Source organism: Sporanaerobium hydrogeniformans (genome assembly GCF_002735925.1).
Classification (GTDB): Bacteria; Bacillota; Clostridia; order Lachnospirales; family Cellulosilyticaceae; genus Sporanaerobium; species Sporanaerobium hydrogeniformans.
The window spans coordinates 372,725-387,484 of record NZ_PEDL01000002.1; the positions used below are offsets into that span (position 1 = coordinate 372,725).

Genomic DNA, 14,760 nt, shown 5'->3' on the forward strand with positions numbered 1-14,760 from the left:
GTATGTGGCTTGAAGAAATCCAGAGCCCTTGTTATAATGACAGCTAGTGCTTATAAGGATATGAGACGAATCAAAGTAGCAAATAGGAGAAAACCAATATGTGCATAAAACCACCTTTTACTTACTCAACTCAAAAAGAATTTCATGTTAATTTAATAGAATGGATAGGGGATGTACTTTATGATAGACTTCCAGATCATGGTTATGAAATAAGGGATGAACAAATTTATACGGCGTTTCAAATTGCAGATGCTTTTTGCCATAAAAAGATTCATTTAGCAGAGGCGGGATTAGGAACAGGCAAGACCTTTGCTTATTTATTATCAGCTATCCCTTTTGCACGCTATACGGGAAAACCAGTAGTCATTTCTTGTGCATCTACTGCTTTGCAGGAGCAACTTGCCTCAGAAAGTGGTGATATTGCTAAATTATCTAAGCTACTTGGACTAGAAGTAGATGCTAGAATGGCTAAGAACCCTAAACAGTTCGTCTGTGATATACGTGCCAATGAGAGTATAGAGACATTGGGGGAGCGAGCAGAAGAAGTGTATAAATGGTTGGAGCAGACAACAAGCGGTGAACGTCAAGAGATACCTTATCTATCAGATGAAATGTGGAAAAAGATAGCCTGGAATGAAGGGATGAGGTGTGATATTTGCGTGAATCGTGGTTATTGCAAAATAGTACGTGCAAGAGCTCACTATAGAAAAGCACAAGATTTAATTATTGTGGATCATGAGACGTTTTTTTATGACTTGTGGACAAGAGAAGAAAAGCTAGCAAATGGTCTTCAGCCTATTTTGCCAAGTTATTCAGGGGTTATTTTTGATGAAGGACATCAAATTTTACTACCAGCAGCTTTACAAGCGGGACAGCAAATTATTAAACAAGACATAGAGACGATGATTAGAGCATTAGAAGGGATTCAAGGTGCTAGAGAGAGCTTTTATATTGCTCTAGAGAACCTAGAGGAGCAGGCAAGACGTTTTTTTCATAAAGCCAAGCAATCTATTGAAACCAAAGCATTAGGGGAACGTCAAAGTATTCAGCTTAACCCTGAGTTATTGGGAGTGGCAAATAATTTACGTATAGCATGTGATAACTTACTTATGGAATTACAAATTGAACAAGAGCTTTACTTAGAGTGTATACCTATAAGTTTAATTCAGGGCTATGAAGGAATGATTGAGGGGGTGATGAAAGGTCTAGCCATGCTTTGCAAAAGTGCAGGGGATGAGGTGATTTTCTGGTTAGAGAGTGGTGAAGAAAGCTTGGTGGTCGTACCAAGACATTTACAAAAGCTATTGGATCAAATGCTTTACACCAAAAAGTTACCTATTATCTTTAGTTCTGCAACCTTAAGTAGCCAAGGAGACTTTGAGTACTTCATACGCAAGATGGGATTAAAAGCTCCTTCTAGTTCATCTATAGGAAGTCCTTTTGATATGGAAAAGCAAGTAAAAATAGCTTTTACCACATTCAAGGAGGCTACATCTAAAGACGCCCATAATAGGAGTGAACGTATAGAAAAACTTAGAGAGTTGCTTAAAAATAATGAGGGACGTGCACTTGTGCTAACACGTACCTTAAGTGAAGTGGGTCAAATTAGAAAGCAGTTACAAAGATCAACATTACCTTTTGAAGTGCTTTATGAGGACCAAGCAGACAGAGGGTATTTAATTAGAAAATTCAAAGAGAATGAAACGAGTGTCTTGGTAAGCTCAAGTTTTTGGGAAGGAATAGATGTACCAGGCAATGCTTTAACATTAGTAGTGATATGGGAACTACCCTTTCCAGTGGCAGATCCACTTATAGAGGCACAATGCAAAGAAGTAAAAGCTCAAGGGTTAGATCCCGTTACGCGTGTAGAGTATCCAGAAATGGGGCTTAAACTTAAGCAAGGGTGTGGTCGACTTATTCGAACAGAAACAGATAGAGGCAATATCGTCTTTATGGATAAGGTATTAGGTGAGAAATGGGAGCAAGTTGTTAGAAGTGCATTACCTGAAGGAGCAGAATGTCTATATTAAAAATACAAGAAAATTTGATAGATTTATCGTAAATGAGAGGACTAAAATGTTGACAGGGGTCTTTAAGTATGCTATTCTATTAAACAGAAAATAGAATAATATATAACCTTTAAGCTTGGTACAGAGAGACCAAAAAGGAGAAGCTATGAGAAACTTAGTTAATAAATTACGCAGTCAGTCTAATCATTATATAAAAAATAGAGAAGCAACTTTTTTTGTAAGAGGCATAAGTAAGCAGACTTATGCTTTAAGAAATGTTGGTTCTTTTTTTAGCTTAAAGGCAATGAGAGATAAGGTCACTTATCTTTTCATTGCCTTTTCTTTTTGTCAGAAAAAATACTTTTTATAAAAGGAAGGTGTATCTATGTTACGCAGCAAAGATTTATTGGGCATAAGAGGTTTAGAAAAAGAAGAAATCATGAGTTTACTGGAGCTCGCTCAGGAGATGAAGCCTATTGTTACAGGTCAAAAAACTAAACTCACTCTTTTAAAGAACCAAAGTATCATTACACTTTTTTATGAAAATAGTACACGCACCCGTACAGCCTTTAATATGGCAGGTCTTTATCTAGGCGCTCATATGGTAGACCTAGGTATTGCTACAAGTAGTGTACAAAAAGGAGAAACGTTAGTAGATACAGGTATTACGCTTGATCGTATGGGAATTGAATACATGATTATCCGCCACGGAATGAGTGGTGCTGCCCATCTCTTAGCTAAAAATGTAAAGGCTTCTGTTATCAATGCAGGAGATGGTGCCAATGAGCATCCTACCCAAGCTCTCTTAGACCTTTATACCATTTACGAAAAAAAGGGGGGCTTTAAAGATTTAAAAGTAACAATCATAGGAGACATTGCGCATAGCCGGGTAGCCAGATCCAATGTATTTGCTTTAACAGCTCTTGGTGCCCATGTGACTTTAGCAGGACCAGGTACACTTACAGCAAAAAGCATGGAAAGCTTAGGGTGCAGAGTAACCAACAATATAGAAGAAGCTCTAAAAGGAGCGGATATTGTTATGGGCTTACGCATCCAGCTGGAGCGTCAAAAAGGTGGTCTTTTCCCTAACCTAAGAGAATATAGCCAGCTTTATGGTTTAAATGAAGAGTTGTTTGCAAAAGCTAATAAAGAGGCTCTTTTAATGCATCCAGCACCTGTTAATAGGGGAGTAGAATTAATGCCTGAGCTGATTGACAGCAAAGTATCTGTTATAGATGAACAAGTAACCAATGGAGTAGCGATTCGTATGGCCATACTTACACAGTTAAATGAAGGGAGAAAACAACGATGAGGATATGCATTCAAGATGGGTTAGTGATTAATCCTAAAACAAAACAAGAAGAAGTAACCAATGTATGGATAGAAGAGGGGAAAGTTATTGCTTTTGGTGAGGGTGATGGTCAGAGGGCTGATGAGATCATTGATGCCAAAGGTAAATGGGTTGTACCAGGTCTTATTGACATGCATGTCCATTTTCGTGCACCAGGCTTTGAACATAAAGAGGATATTGAAAGTGGATGCCGTGCAGCAGCAAAAGGTGGTTTTACAACAGTATGCTGTATGCCCAATACGCAGCCTGTTATTGATAATGAATGTGTTGTCGAGTACATTCATGCGATGGCAGCCAAAGCAAATGGTGTGAATGTCCTTCCAATAGGTGCCATCACAAAAGGGCAAAAGGGTGAGGAGCTTTCGGACATTGGTAAAATGGTAGAGCATGGCATTTGTGCCATTAGTGAAGATGGTAAAACAGTAGAGGATGCAGGACTTATGAAAAAGGCCATGTTATATGCTAAACCCTTTAATCTTCCAATCCTTTCTCACACTGAAGACCGTACTTTGACAGGAGGGACGATGAATGCAGGTGAAAATGCACAACTTTTTGGGATTAAAGGCATTCCAAGAGAAGCAGAAGAAATCATCGTAGCACGGGATATCTTACTTGCGAAGTACACTGGGGTAAAGCTTCACCTTTGCCATATGAGTACAAAAGGGAGTATAGACCTTATTCGTTTTGCTAAATCGCAAGGTATAGAAGTGACAGCCGAAACAGCTCCTCATTACTTCTCGCTAGATGACAGCATTTTAGGGGATTACGATGCTAACAAAAAGATGAGCCCTCCACTTCGCACTAAAGAAGATGTAGCAGCGATGAAGCTAGCGCTTAAAGAAGGCATCATTGATGTGATTGCCACAGATCATGCGCCACACCACTACGATGAAAAAAATGTAGAAATTGATAAAGCACCTTTTGGGATTGTAGGTCTTGAAACAAGCTTTGCAGTAAGCTATACACATCTTGTAAAAGAAGGCTACCTTACTCCTATGGAGTTAATTGAAAAGATGAGTACGAAGCCTGCAGAGATATTAGGTTTAGATAAAGGAAGCATAGAAATAGGTAAAGTAGCGGATATTACCATCATTGACCCTAAAGAAACCTATACCATTGACCCAAAAACTTTTGTAGGGAAATCTAAGAATACACCTTTTGGAGGAATGGAAGTAACGGGTGAAGTTTGTATGACTTTGGTGAACGGAAAAATAATTTATCAAAAAGCATAAAGAATAGAGAGAAGCTAGTTCACAAAAACAAAAGTTTATGATAGAATATTTATAATATTTAATGCATAAAAATGCAAAATAGAGGCCAACCACTTGGAAAAGGAGATTTATAAATGATTGATCAATTGATAAATAAAATTAAAGCAACTCAAAACCCAACTGTTGTAGGTTTAGACCCTACTTATGCCATGATTCCTACCTTTATTAAAGAGGAAATGTTAGAGACTTATGGTAAAACGCCAAAGGCTGTGGCAGAAATGTTTTTACAATTTAATAAAGCCATTATAGATGAGGTACACGATCTTATTCCCTCAGTAAAACCTCAAATAGCTATGTATGAACAATATGGCCTCGAAGGGCTAAGAGCTTATATAGAGACGATTGCTTATGCCAAAGCAAAAGGGTTAGTAGTCATTGGGGACGTGAAAAGAGGAGATATTGCCTCAACAGCTGCTGCTTATGCAGGACATATTGCAGGAGTAGAGATTGAAGGCGTACACATGGATCTTTGGCAAGAAGATGCAGTGACCTTAAATCCTTATATGGGCTTTGATGGAATAGAACCTTTTATTAAAGCATGTAACGACTACCACAGAGGACTTTTCATACTTGTTAAAACCAGTAATCCAAGTGGCAAAGAATTACAAGATCTTCTTGTAGACGGAGTGCCTCTTTATGATAAAACAGCAGACCTTGTGAGTGAATGGGGGGAGCTGGCTATGGGAACGATGGGATATAGTGAAATTGGGGCTGTAGTGGGTGCAACCTATAAAGAGCAAGGTATAGAGCTTAGAAAACGTATGCCACATACGTTCTTCCTTGTACCAGGTTATGGGGCACAAGGTGGTAAGGCAGAAGATCTAAAAGATTATTTTGACAAGGACGGAAATGGAATCATTGTGAACTCTTCAAGAGGAATTATTGCAGCTTATCAAAAAGATAAAGAAGTAACAGAAAAAGAATTTGCCATAGCGGCTAAAAAAGCAGTATTAGCTATGAGAGATGACTTACAAGGAGTGATGCGTTGATGAAAGCTCAGTTAATTTTAGAAAATGGGATGGTCTTTGAGGGTAAGGCCTTCGGATACCTTAAAGAAACAATTGGAGAAGTCGTATTTAATACAGGGATGACAGGTTATCAAGAAATCTTAACAGACCCTTCCTACTATGGGCAAATGGTAGTGATGACTTATCCCCTTATCGGAAACTACGGGATTAACCTTGAAGATATGGAAAGTAGCAAATCTCATGTGCGTGCTTTAATCGTCAGAGAAAATAGTGATTATCCCAATAACTTTAGATGTGAACTGACTTTAGATGGTTATTTAAAGTCACAAAAAGTAATCGGTCTTGAAGGTATTGATACAAGGGCTTTAACAAGGGTATTAAGAGAACATGGTACCATGCGCGCCATCATTGCTGTAAGAGAACTCACGCCAAGTCAAATCAAGCTTAAAATAGATGCCTTTAATAACCAAATGGCTGTTTCAGAAGTAACCACTCAGGAAAGCTATGTGATTGAAGGAAATAACACACATATTGCAGTTATTGACTGTGGTATTAAAAGTAATATTCTTCGCTCTTTTGAAGCAAGAGGCTGTAAGCTTTCTGTTTTCCCAGCATCAGCTACATCAGAAGAAATCTTGGCTGTTAACCCAGATGGGATCTTTTTATCAAATGGTCCAGCTGACCCTAAAGATGTACCAGATACAGTTGCAACAGTTAAAGTCTTAATTGGTAAAAAACCGATTACAGCCATCTGTCTTGGACACCAATTACTTTGTTTAGCACTTGGTGGGAATACAGCGAAACTTAAATTTGGTCACCATGGCTGTAACCACCCGGTGAAAGACTTTATCACAAACCGTGTATACATTACCTCTCAAAACCATAACTACTATGTAGAAACATTGCCAGAAGGTGCCGTAGTCACACATACCAATATGAATGACCAAACGGTAGAAGGCATGTATTTTAAAGACTTAGATATTTACAGTGTTCAGTTCCACCCAGAAGCATGCCCAGGTCCAACAGACACAGCACATATTTTTGACGAATTTATCACTGTTATGCAAGGAGGAAAATTAAATGCCTAAAGATTGTAGCATCAAAAAAGTATTAGTTATAGGATCAGGTCCTATTGTTATCGGTCAAGCAGCTGAGTTCGATTATTCAGGAACACAAGCTTGCCAAGCCATTCGTGAAGAAGGTATTGAAGTAGTCCTTGTCAATAGTAACCCAGCGACTATTATGACAGATGAAGAAATAGCAGATAAAATTTATATCGAACCCTTAACCTTAGAATTCCTTGAAAAAGTGATTGCGAAAGAAAGACCAGATAGTATTTTAGCAGGTGTAGGTGGTCAAACAGCCCTTAACTTAGCAGTAGAATTAAATGATAAAGGTATTTTAGAGAAATACAATGTACGGGTGATTGGGACACAAATTTCAGCTATCAAAGAAGGGGAAGACCGTGAACTCTTTAGAGCCCTTATGAAACGTATCAATCAACCCTGTATCGAAAGTGAAATTGTAGAAACGGTAGAAGCAGCTGTAGCATTTTCAAGAAAAATTGGTTACCCCGTAGTGGTTAGACCAGCTTATACCCTAGGTGGTACAGGTGGTGGTATTGCAGAAACAGAAGAAGAACTTCGTGAAATCTGTGCAAGTGGTCTTCACCTTTCTCGTGTACACCAAGTACTGATTGAAAAATGTATTAAGGGCTGGAAAGAAATCGAGTATGAAGTGATGCGTGATAACTATGGGACAGCTATTACAGTATGTAACATGGAAAATATTGATCCAGTGGGTATTCATACAGGAGATAGTATTGTAGTAGCACCTTCTCAAACACTTTCAGATAGAGAATATCAAATGCTACGTCGTGCCTCACTAGACATTATTTCAGCTTGTGATATTAGAGGGGGCTGTAACGTACAACTGGCTCTTCATCCAGAGAGCTTTGAGTATGCAGTTATCGAGATTAATCCTCGTGTAAGCCGTTCTTCAGCTTTAGCTTCTAAAGCAACAGGATACCCCATTGCTAGAGTATCCGCTAAGATTGCCCTTGGCTATGGCCTTGATGAAATTCCAAATACGGTAACAGGTAAGACATATGCGTGTTTTGAGCCAACACTTGACTATGTGGTATGTAAAATACCCAAATGGCCATTTGATAAATTCTACACAGCTAAACGTACACTTGGCACAAAGATGATGGCAACCGGTGAAATCATGTCCATTGGTAACAACTTTGAAAGTGCGTTCTTAAAAGGTCTCCGTTCACTTGAAATAGGTAAATTTAGCTTTAAACATAAAAAGCTTGAAGAATGTAGCTTAGATGAACTGAAAGAAAAAGTCATCACAGCAGATGATGAAAGAATTTTTGCCCTAGCAGAAATGCTGCGTCGTCACTATAGAAAAGAGCAAGTTTGTAAAATTACAGGCATGGACATTTTCTTTGTAGAAAAATTCCGTTGGATTGTAGAGCAAGAGGAGCTTCTTTCTGAAATGAACTTTGATGAACTCACACCCAAATTTTTACGCAAGCTTAAGAAAAGAGGCTTCTCAGATAAAGCGATTGCAGATTTAATCGGTGTGAGCGAAGAGGATATTCGTGACATTCGTTTTAAATGGAACATTGTACCTGTTTACAAAATGGTTGATACTTGTGGTGGTGAGTTTGAAGCAGAATCACCTTACTACTACTCCACTTATGATGAAGTAGATGAAGTAGAAGTATCTGATAAAGAGAAAGTCATGGTTATTGGTTCAGGTCCCATTCGTATTGGTCAAGGGATTGAGTTCGATTACTGCTCTGTTCATGCCATCATGGCGCTTAAGAAAAAAGGCATTGAAACCATCATTGTGAACAATAACCCAGAAACAGTCAGTACAGACTTTAATACCTCGGATAAGCTTTACTTTGAGCCATTAACAGATGAAGACTTCTACCACATTTACTTAAAAGAAAAGCCAATGGGTGTGATCCTTCAATTTGGTGGTCAAACAGCGATTAAACTCGCTAAATTCTGTGAAAAAATGAATATCCCTGTACTGGGTACCCATCCAAAACACATGGATGAAGCAGAAGATAGAGAAAAATTTGATGAAATCTTAGAAAAACTTCACATCAAACGTCCAAAAGGAAAAGCCATTTGGTCCGTTGAAGAAGGACTTAAAGTAGCAGAGGAATTAGAGTACCCAGTACTTGTACGTCCTTCTTATGTACTAGGTGGTCAAGGCATGGAAATCACTTATGAAGCGCATCAATTAGAAAGATATCTCATTAATGCCTTTGAGAGAGATCCAGAAAACCCAGTACTTATTGACCGTTACCTCATGGGACGTGAAATTGAAGTAGATGCCCTTTCAGATGGTGAAAACATCCTTATTCCAGGAATCATGGAACATTTAGAAAGAGCAGGTATTCACTCAGGAGATAGTACAACACTTTATCCAAGTGTCAATATTCCAGAGCATATTAAAGAAAAAATCATCACCTGTACACAAATGCTTGCTAAAGAGCTTAAAGTACTGGGTATGATTAATATTCAATATATTGAATACAAAAATGATCTCTATATTATCGAGGTTAACCCACGTTCTAGCCGTACAGTACCTTATATCTCAAAGGTAACAGGTGTACCCATTATTGACCTTGCTGTAGAAGCCATGCTTGGTAAGAAAATTACAGACCTTGGTTATGGCACAGGACTTTATCCAGAACCAAAAGATTTCTATGCGGTGAAAGTACCCGTATTCTCAACAGAAAAATTACCAAGAGTAGAAGTAAGCCTTGGACCAGAAATGAAGTCAACAGGAGAAGTACTGGGTGTAGGCACAACAGTAGAAGAAGCACTTTATAAAGGCTTTATTGCAGCAGGCAAATCACTTCCAATGCAAGGTGGCACCATCTTTGCCACAGTTCAAAAATACGATCAAGATGAGTTCGCAGTGATTGCCAAACGCTTTGCAAGCATGGGCTATAAATTTGTAGCTACAGAAGGCACAGCTAAGAAATTACAAGAAAACGGTATTGAAGCAAGAGTGGTAGAAAAATTATCACCAGTTAAAGGTCATAAATTTGTAGAAGAAACAGATGAAATCTTTAAACTCCTTAGAAGTGGTGAGATTGACCTGGTGGTTAATACACCAACTAAAGGAAATGATTCTAAACGTGACGGTTTCAAAATCAGACGTTTAGCCATTGAAGCATCTATCCAAATCTTAACTTCACTAGACACCGTAAGAGCTTTAGCTGATATTGTGTCTAAACAAATGACTACAGAGCAAACAGATATTTATGATATGGGAGTAAGTCGTCATGAGTAAACAAGTAGTAAATGGAAAGATCATAGGGCAAGATGAAATTGCCCCTATGATTTTTAAAATGATTATAGAAGCACCAGAAATAGCACAAAATGCAAAGTGTGGGCAGTTCGTTAATGTGTATCCAGCCTCTAAAAGTACCTTACTGCCTAGACCCATTAGTATTTGTGAAATAGGTGAGACCACCCTTACACTGGTATATGGCGTAGTAGGAGAAGGAACAAAAGAGTTTGCGACTCTAGTAACAGGAGATACCATTCGGATCAGTAGTGCAATGGGAAATGGCTATAAGGTACAAGAAGCACCTGTTTCTGTTTTAGTAGGTGGTGGTATTGGCGTACCTCCATTAGTGGAACTTGCTAAGCATATCAAAGGTGAAAAAATCGCTGTATTAGGTTTTAGAGAGGAACCTTTCTTAGTAAAGGAATTAGAAAACTTAGGCGTAAAAGTCTATGTTGCTACAGATAGTGGGAAAGTAGGCTTTAAAGGGAATGTACTTGAACTGATTCAAGCTGAAGGCATTAAAGGGGATTACTTCTATAGCTGTGGACCTAAAGTGATGCTGAAAGCATTAGCAGCTTATTGCTCTGAAGTGAATGTACCTATTCAAGTTTCTCTTGAAGAACGTATGGGCTGTGGCTATGGTGCCTGTGTAGGGTGTGTTTGCAAAACAAAAGCAGACAATGAAAAAGGCTTTGAGCATAAAAAAGTATGTAAAGATGGACCTGTTTTCTTAGGAAGCGAGGTGAAGTGGGATGAGTAATTTAACAAAGCTGGATCAAATGGCAAGAGATAAAGGCATTGACCTGAGTGTGAACCTTGCAGGCATCACCCTTAAAAATCCTATTACAACAGCTTCAGGTACTTTCTCACCCCATGAGAGTAGTGAGTTTTATGATTTAAGTGAACTAGGAGCTATGATTACCAAAGGGATTGCAAGTACACCTTGGGATGGAAATCCAGTACCTCGAATTGCAGAAACTTATGGTGGAATGATTAATGCCGTAGGCCTTCAAAATCCAGGTGTAGATTATTATATGGAGCATGAATTACCTTTTGCAAGGCAGTTTGATACTAAGATTATTGCCAACGTGGCAGGACATAGTATTTTGGAGTATTGTGATGTAGTGGAGCGTTTAAGTGAAGCTGATGTGGACATGCTAGAAGTGAATATCTCTTGCCCTAACGTGAAACAAGGGGGTATTGGTTTTGGAACCTCCTGTGATATGGCAGCAAAGGTGACACGTGAAGTGAAGCGAATTAGTAAAAAGCCTATCATTGTGAAGCTTTCACCTAATGTAACGGATATTGCCTCCATTGCCAAGGCAGTAGAAGCAGAAGGTGCAGATGCTGTTTCCCTTATTAATACTTTAATGGGGATGCGTATCGATGTACATCGTAAACGCCCTGTGATTGCAAATAAAATGGGTGGTTTTTCAGGCCCAGCCATCAAACCTGTAGCAGTACGTATGGTTTACCAAGTAAGGCGTGCAGTCCATATCCCCATTATCGGACTTGGTGGTATCATGACAGGTGAGGATGTGGTGGAATTCCTTATGGCAGGTGCTGATGCTATTTCAGTCGGTACAGCGGCATTTGCGAGTCCAACAGCACCTGTTGCTATTAAAAGAGAGCTTATTGACTATATGGAGCGTTATGGATTTAAAAATTTACAAGAAATAAGAGATGCTTTTGAGGGATAAAGATAGAAAATAATATAAAGGTAGGGGAGGCAACTCTCCTTTCTTTTTAAACAGAGGTTTACTTTAAAGCAATAAGGAGTAGTAAAAGCTTAATAGAAAGAAAAAACAACAATTGAAGGGATGAAGGAAATGAGCTACAAAAAAGAGTTTATCGAATTTATGGTAAGATCAGGGGTATTAACTTTTGGAGATTTTATAACAAAAAGTGGTCGTAAAACACCTTACTTCGTCAATACAGGAAACTACAAAACAGGTGCACAAGCAGCTAGACTGGGTGAATTTTATGCTAAAAGTATTATGGAAAATGGTAAAGGAGAGGTAGATGCTCTTTTTGGACCAGCTTACAAGGGGATTCCTTTATCAGTCGCTACAGCCATTGCCCTATCAAATGAATTTGGCAAAGACCTAAACTACTGCTTCAACAGAAAAGAAGAAAAAGACCATGGCGAAGGTGGCTCTATGGTAGGTTACAAGCTACAAGATGGTGACAAAGTTCTCATCATTGAAGATGTGATCACAGCAGGAACAGCTGTAAGAGAAGTATTCCCCATCCTCAAAGGTGCTGCAAACGTCCAAATCGAAGGGCTTATAATCTCTGTAGACCGTATGGAGAGAGGTCAAGGTGATAAAACAGCCATCCAAGAAATCGAGGCAGAATTTGGTATTAAAACCTACCCGATTGTAACGGTCCGCGAAATCATTGATACCATTCACAACGTTGAAATCGATGGTAAAGTCTACATCGACGACGCCATGAAGGCAAGAATGGAAGCTTATCTTGAAGAGTACTGTGTGAAATAAATAACCATTCCAAAAATGAAATAATAGTTTCAAATAAGAGGGGATAGACTATCTATAAAAAAAGTCTATCCCTTTTTATAGATTGGTGAAATAGTACATTAAGGACATGCAAGACAGAGAAGCATTATTTAGATAAAATATTTTTAAAAGGCAAACAATGTGTTAGAATATTAGTAATTTAAAAATAATAGTGTCAAGTGAGGGAAATTGCAGTGGAGTTAATCAATAATAGAGACCAATTATTTGAATGATTGACAACGTATCATAGTGGTATTTGTCCAAAATGTGGCAGTGAACTTATGTTAAGAGCAGTAAAATAAGAAGATAATGTGTGAAAAGAGTTCTAGGGATGTTCTAGCTATCCAAAGTGTAGGTTCATGAGCAAATGGTAAGCCCCAAAAGCATAGATTGACTATAATAATGATAGGGAGCAGATGATTTAAATACAATTTAGTTTAGTAAAATTTTTTAGAGGGGGAGCATATGAAGCAAAGAAAATTATTTTGTGAAATCTCACCAATGACGTATAAAATCTCAGTTATAAAATGCCAGTTAACGAGACATATGAAAAATATTATTTCACATGAAAAAATAGCTAAAAAGAAAGCAGAGGTGCCTTTACCTATACTTGTTTATGAGTATCAGTCGCTTATAAGAAGACGTCTAGGTAATACCAATCTTGCATTACAAGAAAATAAGGCACACAACTTACAATTAGTAGCGCCAAAGGTGACAGGTATTCTGGTGCGACCAGGAGAAGTGTTCTCTTTTTGGAAATTGGTAGGGAAGTGCTCGGAAAAGAAGGGGTATAGAGTAGGGCTTACCATTGGAAAAGGGAAACTATCACAAGGTATTGGCGGAGGCATGTGCCAGTTTACTAATTTGATTCACTGGCTTGTTCTTCATACACCTCTAGATATTGTTGAACATCATCATCATGAAGGGGTAGATTGGTTTCCAGATTATGGTAGAGTCATTCCTTTTGGAACAGGGACATCTATTATGTATAATTATTTAGATTATCGCTTTAAAAATAATACCAATCATACATATCAGCTTATTATTTATACATCTGAGGAGTATTTACATGGTGAGATAAGAGCTAGTGAGACCAGTGATACAAAATATCATATAAAAGTAGAAGATGAATATTTTAAGCAGGAAGAAGATGGTATTTATCGTACGGGGAAAGTTTTCAGGGAATGTATTGACAAGACCACAGGCGATATTGTAGCAAAGGAACTTATTAAGACAAACTATGCTAAAGTCATGTATGATTTAAGTGGACCTATCCTACAATCTACCTAAGGAGAGATACAAAAATCATAAAATGGTATATAATGAGGATAGACTTTATGTAAAGTCTAAATTTAATATGAAAAGGTAAATACAATGAGAAATTTTAAAATGATCGTTCAATATGATGGAAGTCGTTATAAAGGTTTTCAGCTTCAAAAGGATACAGACTTAACGGTGCAACATAAATTAGAAGCAGTACTTGAAAAGATGGCAGAGGAAAAGGTGTCTATTATAGGGTGTGAACGTACTGATGCAGGGATTCATGCAGAAAACTATGTGGCAAATTTCAAAACAGAATGCCACTTAAGTCCAGAATGCATGCTAGATTATTGCTATGAATTTTTGCCAGAGGATATTGTAGTAAAAAGTATAGAAGAAGTAGATGAGCGTTTCCATGCCCGCTATAATGTAAAAGCTAAGACCTATGGCTATACTATTAATTGTGCAGCTCAAAGAAATGTATTTGAGAGAAAGTATGTTCATCATATGGACGAGACCTTTGACCTTGAAAATATGGAAAAAGTAGCAGCTGTTTTTAAAGGAACGCATGATTTTCAAAGCTTCACAAGTCTTAAACCAAATGGTAAATCTACCATGCAAACCATCAATGAGATTGAGATTAACCAAGTAGGTAATCGGATAACAATCCAAGTGACGGCCGATGACTTCTTGCTTCATATGCCCAGGATGATGATAGGAGCATTAATTGAAGCAGGAAAAGGCACCGTAACAGCTGAGCAAACACAGTATATTATGGACAAAAAGCAAAGAGCAGCAGGCTATCCTATGGCAAAGCCAAAAGCGATGTGTTTATTAGACGTACGTTATTAAAAGAGAATAAGGACTTACCCTACTTGTTAAAGATCGTGAATGATAAGTAAGGTAAGTCTTTTATTTTTACTAAAAGACAAGCTGCTAAGGCATTATTGGATTTATTAGACGATGCGACCATTGCCAGCAGACTAGGACTTACGATAGAAGAAGTCAAAGCGTTACGCAAATAGGAATAACTTAATAGAAAAAGTAATAGATATA

The 14,760-nt window shown here is 38.0% G+C and carries 12 protein-coding genes; all 12 read left to right on the plus strand.

From position 1 onward, the window contains the following. The first annotated feature begins 98 nt into the window (after nucleotides 1-98). The 12 genes from CS063_RS04665 (at nucleotide 99) to truA (ending at nucleotide 14,556) form a co-directional block, all read left to right on the plus strand. Complete coding sequence (locus tag CS063_RS04665; protein WP_099448511.1) at nucleotides 99-2,030, plus strand: ATP-dependent DNA helicase; 1,932 nt, start codon at nucleotides 99-101, stop codon at nucleotides 2,028-2,030. Nucleotides 2,031-2,175: 145 nt separating this feature from the next. After that, complete coding sequence (locus CS063_RS04670) at nucleotides 2,176-2,379, plus strand: hypothetical protein (RefSeq protein ID WP_099448512.1); 204 nt, start codon at nucleotides 2,176-2,178, stop codon at nucleotides 2,377-2,379. 15 nt (nucleotides 2,380-2,394) lie between these two features. Next, nucleotides 2,395-3,321 (plus strand): aspartate carbamoyltransferase catalytic subunit, encoded by a 927-nt coding sequence (locus CS063_RS04675; protein WP_099448513.1) that lies wholly within the window; start codon nucleotides 2,395-2,397, stop codon nucleotides 3,319-3,321. Continuing rightward, nucleotides 3,318-4,592: a dihydroorotase gene (locus CS063_RS04680; protein WP_099448514.1), complete on the plus strand. Its 1,275-nt coding sequence runs from the start codon at nucleotides 3,318-3,320 to the stop codon at nucleotides 4,590-4,592. The genes CS063_RS04675 and CS063_RS04680 overlap by 4 nt, the downstream gene beginning before the upstream one ends. Before the next feature lie 113 nt (nucleotides 4,593-4,705). Then, nucleotides 4,706-5,620, plus strand: coding sequence for an orotidine-5'-phosphate decarboxylase (gene pyrF, locus CS063_RS04685; protein WP_099448515.1), 915 nt, complete (start codon nucleotides 4,706-4,708; stop codon nucleotides 5,618-5,620). Continuing rightward, nucleotides 5,620-6,687 (plus strand): carbamoyl phosphate synthase small subunit, encoded by a 1,068-nt coding sequence (locus tag CS063_RS04690; protein WP_099448516.1) that lies wholly within the window; start codon nucleotides 5,620-5,622, stop codon nucleotides 6,685-6,687. The genes pyrF and CS063_RS04690 overlap by 1 nt, the downstream gene beginning before the upstream one ends. Beyond that, the gene (gene carB / locus CS063_RS04695; protein WP_099448517.1) at nucleotides 6,680-9,925 is read left to right on the plus strand and encodes a carbamoyl-phosphate synthase large subunit; all 3,246 of its coding nucleotides are present in this window, start codon (nucleotides 6,680-6,682) and stop codon (nucleotides 9,923-9,925) included. Before CS063_RS04690 ends, carB begins: the two co-directional genes overlap by 8 nt. Beyond that, on the plus strand, nucleotides 9,918-10,685 hold the full coding sequence (locus CS063_RS04700) for a dihydroorotate dehydrogenase electron transfer subunit (RefSeq protein WP_099448518.1): 768 nt from the start codon (nucleotides 9,918-9,920) through the stop codon (nucleotides 10,683-10,685). Before carB ends, CS063_RS04700 begins: the two co-directional genes overlap by 8 nt. Next, the gene (locus CS063_RS04705) at nucleotides 10,678-11,625 is read left to right on the plus strand and encodes a dihydroorotate dehydrogenase (RefSeq protein WP_180270684.1); all 948 of its coding nucleotides are present in this window, start codon (nucleotides 10,678-10,680) and stop codon (nucleotides 11,623-11,625) included. Before CS063_RS04700 ends, CS063_RS04705 begins: the two co-directional genes overlap by 8 nt. 129 nt (nucleotides 11,626-11,754) lie before the next feature. Continuing rightward, nucleotides 11,755-12,426, plus strand: a complete 672-nt coding sequence (gene pyrE / locus CS063_RS04710) for an orotate phosphoribosyltransferase (protein WP_330400971.1) — start codon at nucleotides 11,755-11,757, stop codon at nucleotides 12,424-12,426. Between the two features lie 483 nt (nucleotides 12,427-12,909). Then, nucleotides 12,910-13,734, plus strand: coding sequence for a VanW family protein (locus tag CS063_RS04715; RefSeq protein WP_099448520.1), 825 nt, complete (start codon nucleotides 12,910-12,912; stop codon nucleotides 13,732-13,734). 84 nt (nucleotides 13,735-13,818) lie between these two features. Continuing rightward, entirely contained in the window at nucleotides 13,819-14,556 is a 738-nt protein-coding gene (gene truA, locus CS063_RS04720; protein ID WP_099448521.1) for a tRNA pseudouridine(38-40) synthase TruA, read from the plus strand. The last annotated feature ends 204 nt before the right edge of the window (nucleotides 14,557-14,760 follow it).

What these genes read in the sequence shown, in the direction of transcription:
- CS063_RS04690 (WP_099448516.1), top strand. Translation starts at nt 5,620, where the DNA reads ATGAAAGCTCAGTTAATTTTAGAAAATGGGATGGTCTTTGAGGGTAAG.
- CS063_RS04680 (WP_099448514.1), top strand. Translation starts at nt 3,318, where the DNA reads ATGAGGATATGCATTCAAGATGGGTTAGTGATTAATCCTAAAACAAAA.
- CS063_RS04670 (WP_099448512.1), top strand. Translation starts at nt 2,176, where the DNA reads ATGAGAAACTTAGTTAATAAATTACGCAGTCAGTCTAATCATTATATA.
- CS063_RS04675 (WP_099448513.1), top strand. Translation starts at nt 2,395, where the DNA reads ATGTTACGCAGCAAAGATTTATTGGGCATAAGAGGTTTAGAAAAAGAA.
- CS063_RS04715 (WP_099448520.1), top strand. Translation starts at nt 12,910, where the DNA reads ATGAAGCAAAGAAAATTATTTTGTGAAATCTCACCAATGACGTATAAA.
- CS063_RS04700 (WP_099448518.1), top strand. Translation starts at nt 9,918, where the DNA reads ATGAGTAAACAAGTAGTAAATGGAAAGATCATAGGGCAAGATGAAATT.
- pyrE (WP_330400971.1), top strand. Translation starts at nt 11,755, where the DNA reads ATGAGCTACAAAAAAGAGTTTATCGAATTTATGGTAAGATCAGGGGTA.
- CS063_RS04665 (WP_099448511.1), top strand. Translation starts at nt 99, where the DNA reads ATGTGCATAAAACCACCTTTTACTTACTCAACTCAAAAAGAATTTCAT.
- CS063_RS04705 (WP_180270684.1), top strand. Translation starts at nt 10,678, where the DNA reads ATGAGTAATTTAACAAAGCTGGATCAAATGGCAAGAGATAAAGGCATT.
- pyrF (WP_099448515.1), top strand. Translation starts at nt 4,706, where the DNA reads ATGATTGATCAATTGATAAATAAAATTAAAGCAACTCAAAACCCAACT.
- truA (WP_099448521.1), top strand. Translation starts at nt 13,819, where the DNA reads ATGAGAAATTTTAAAATGATCGTTCAATATGATGGAAGTCGTTATAAA.
- carB (WP_099448517.1), top strand. Translation starts at nt 6,680, where the DNA reads ATGCCTAAAGATTGTAGCATCAAAAAAGTATTAGTTATAGGATCAGGT.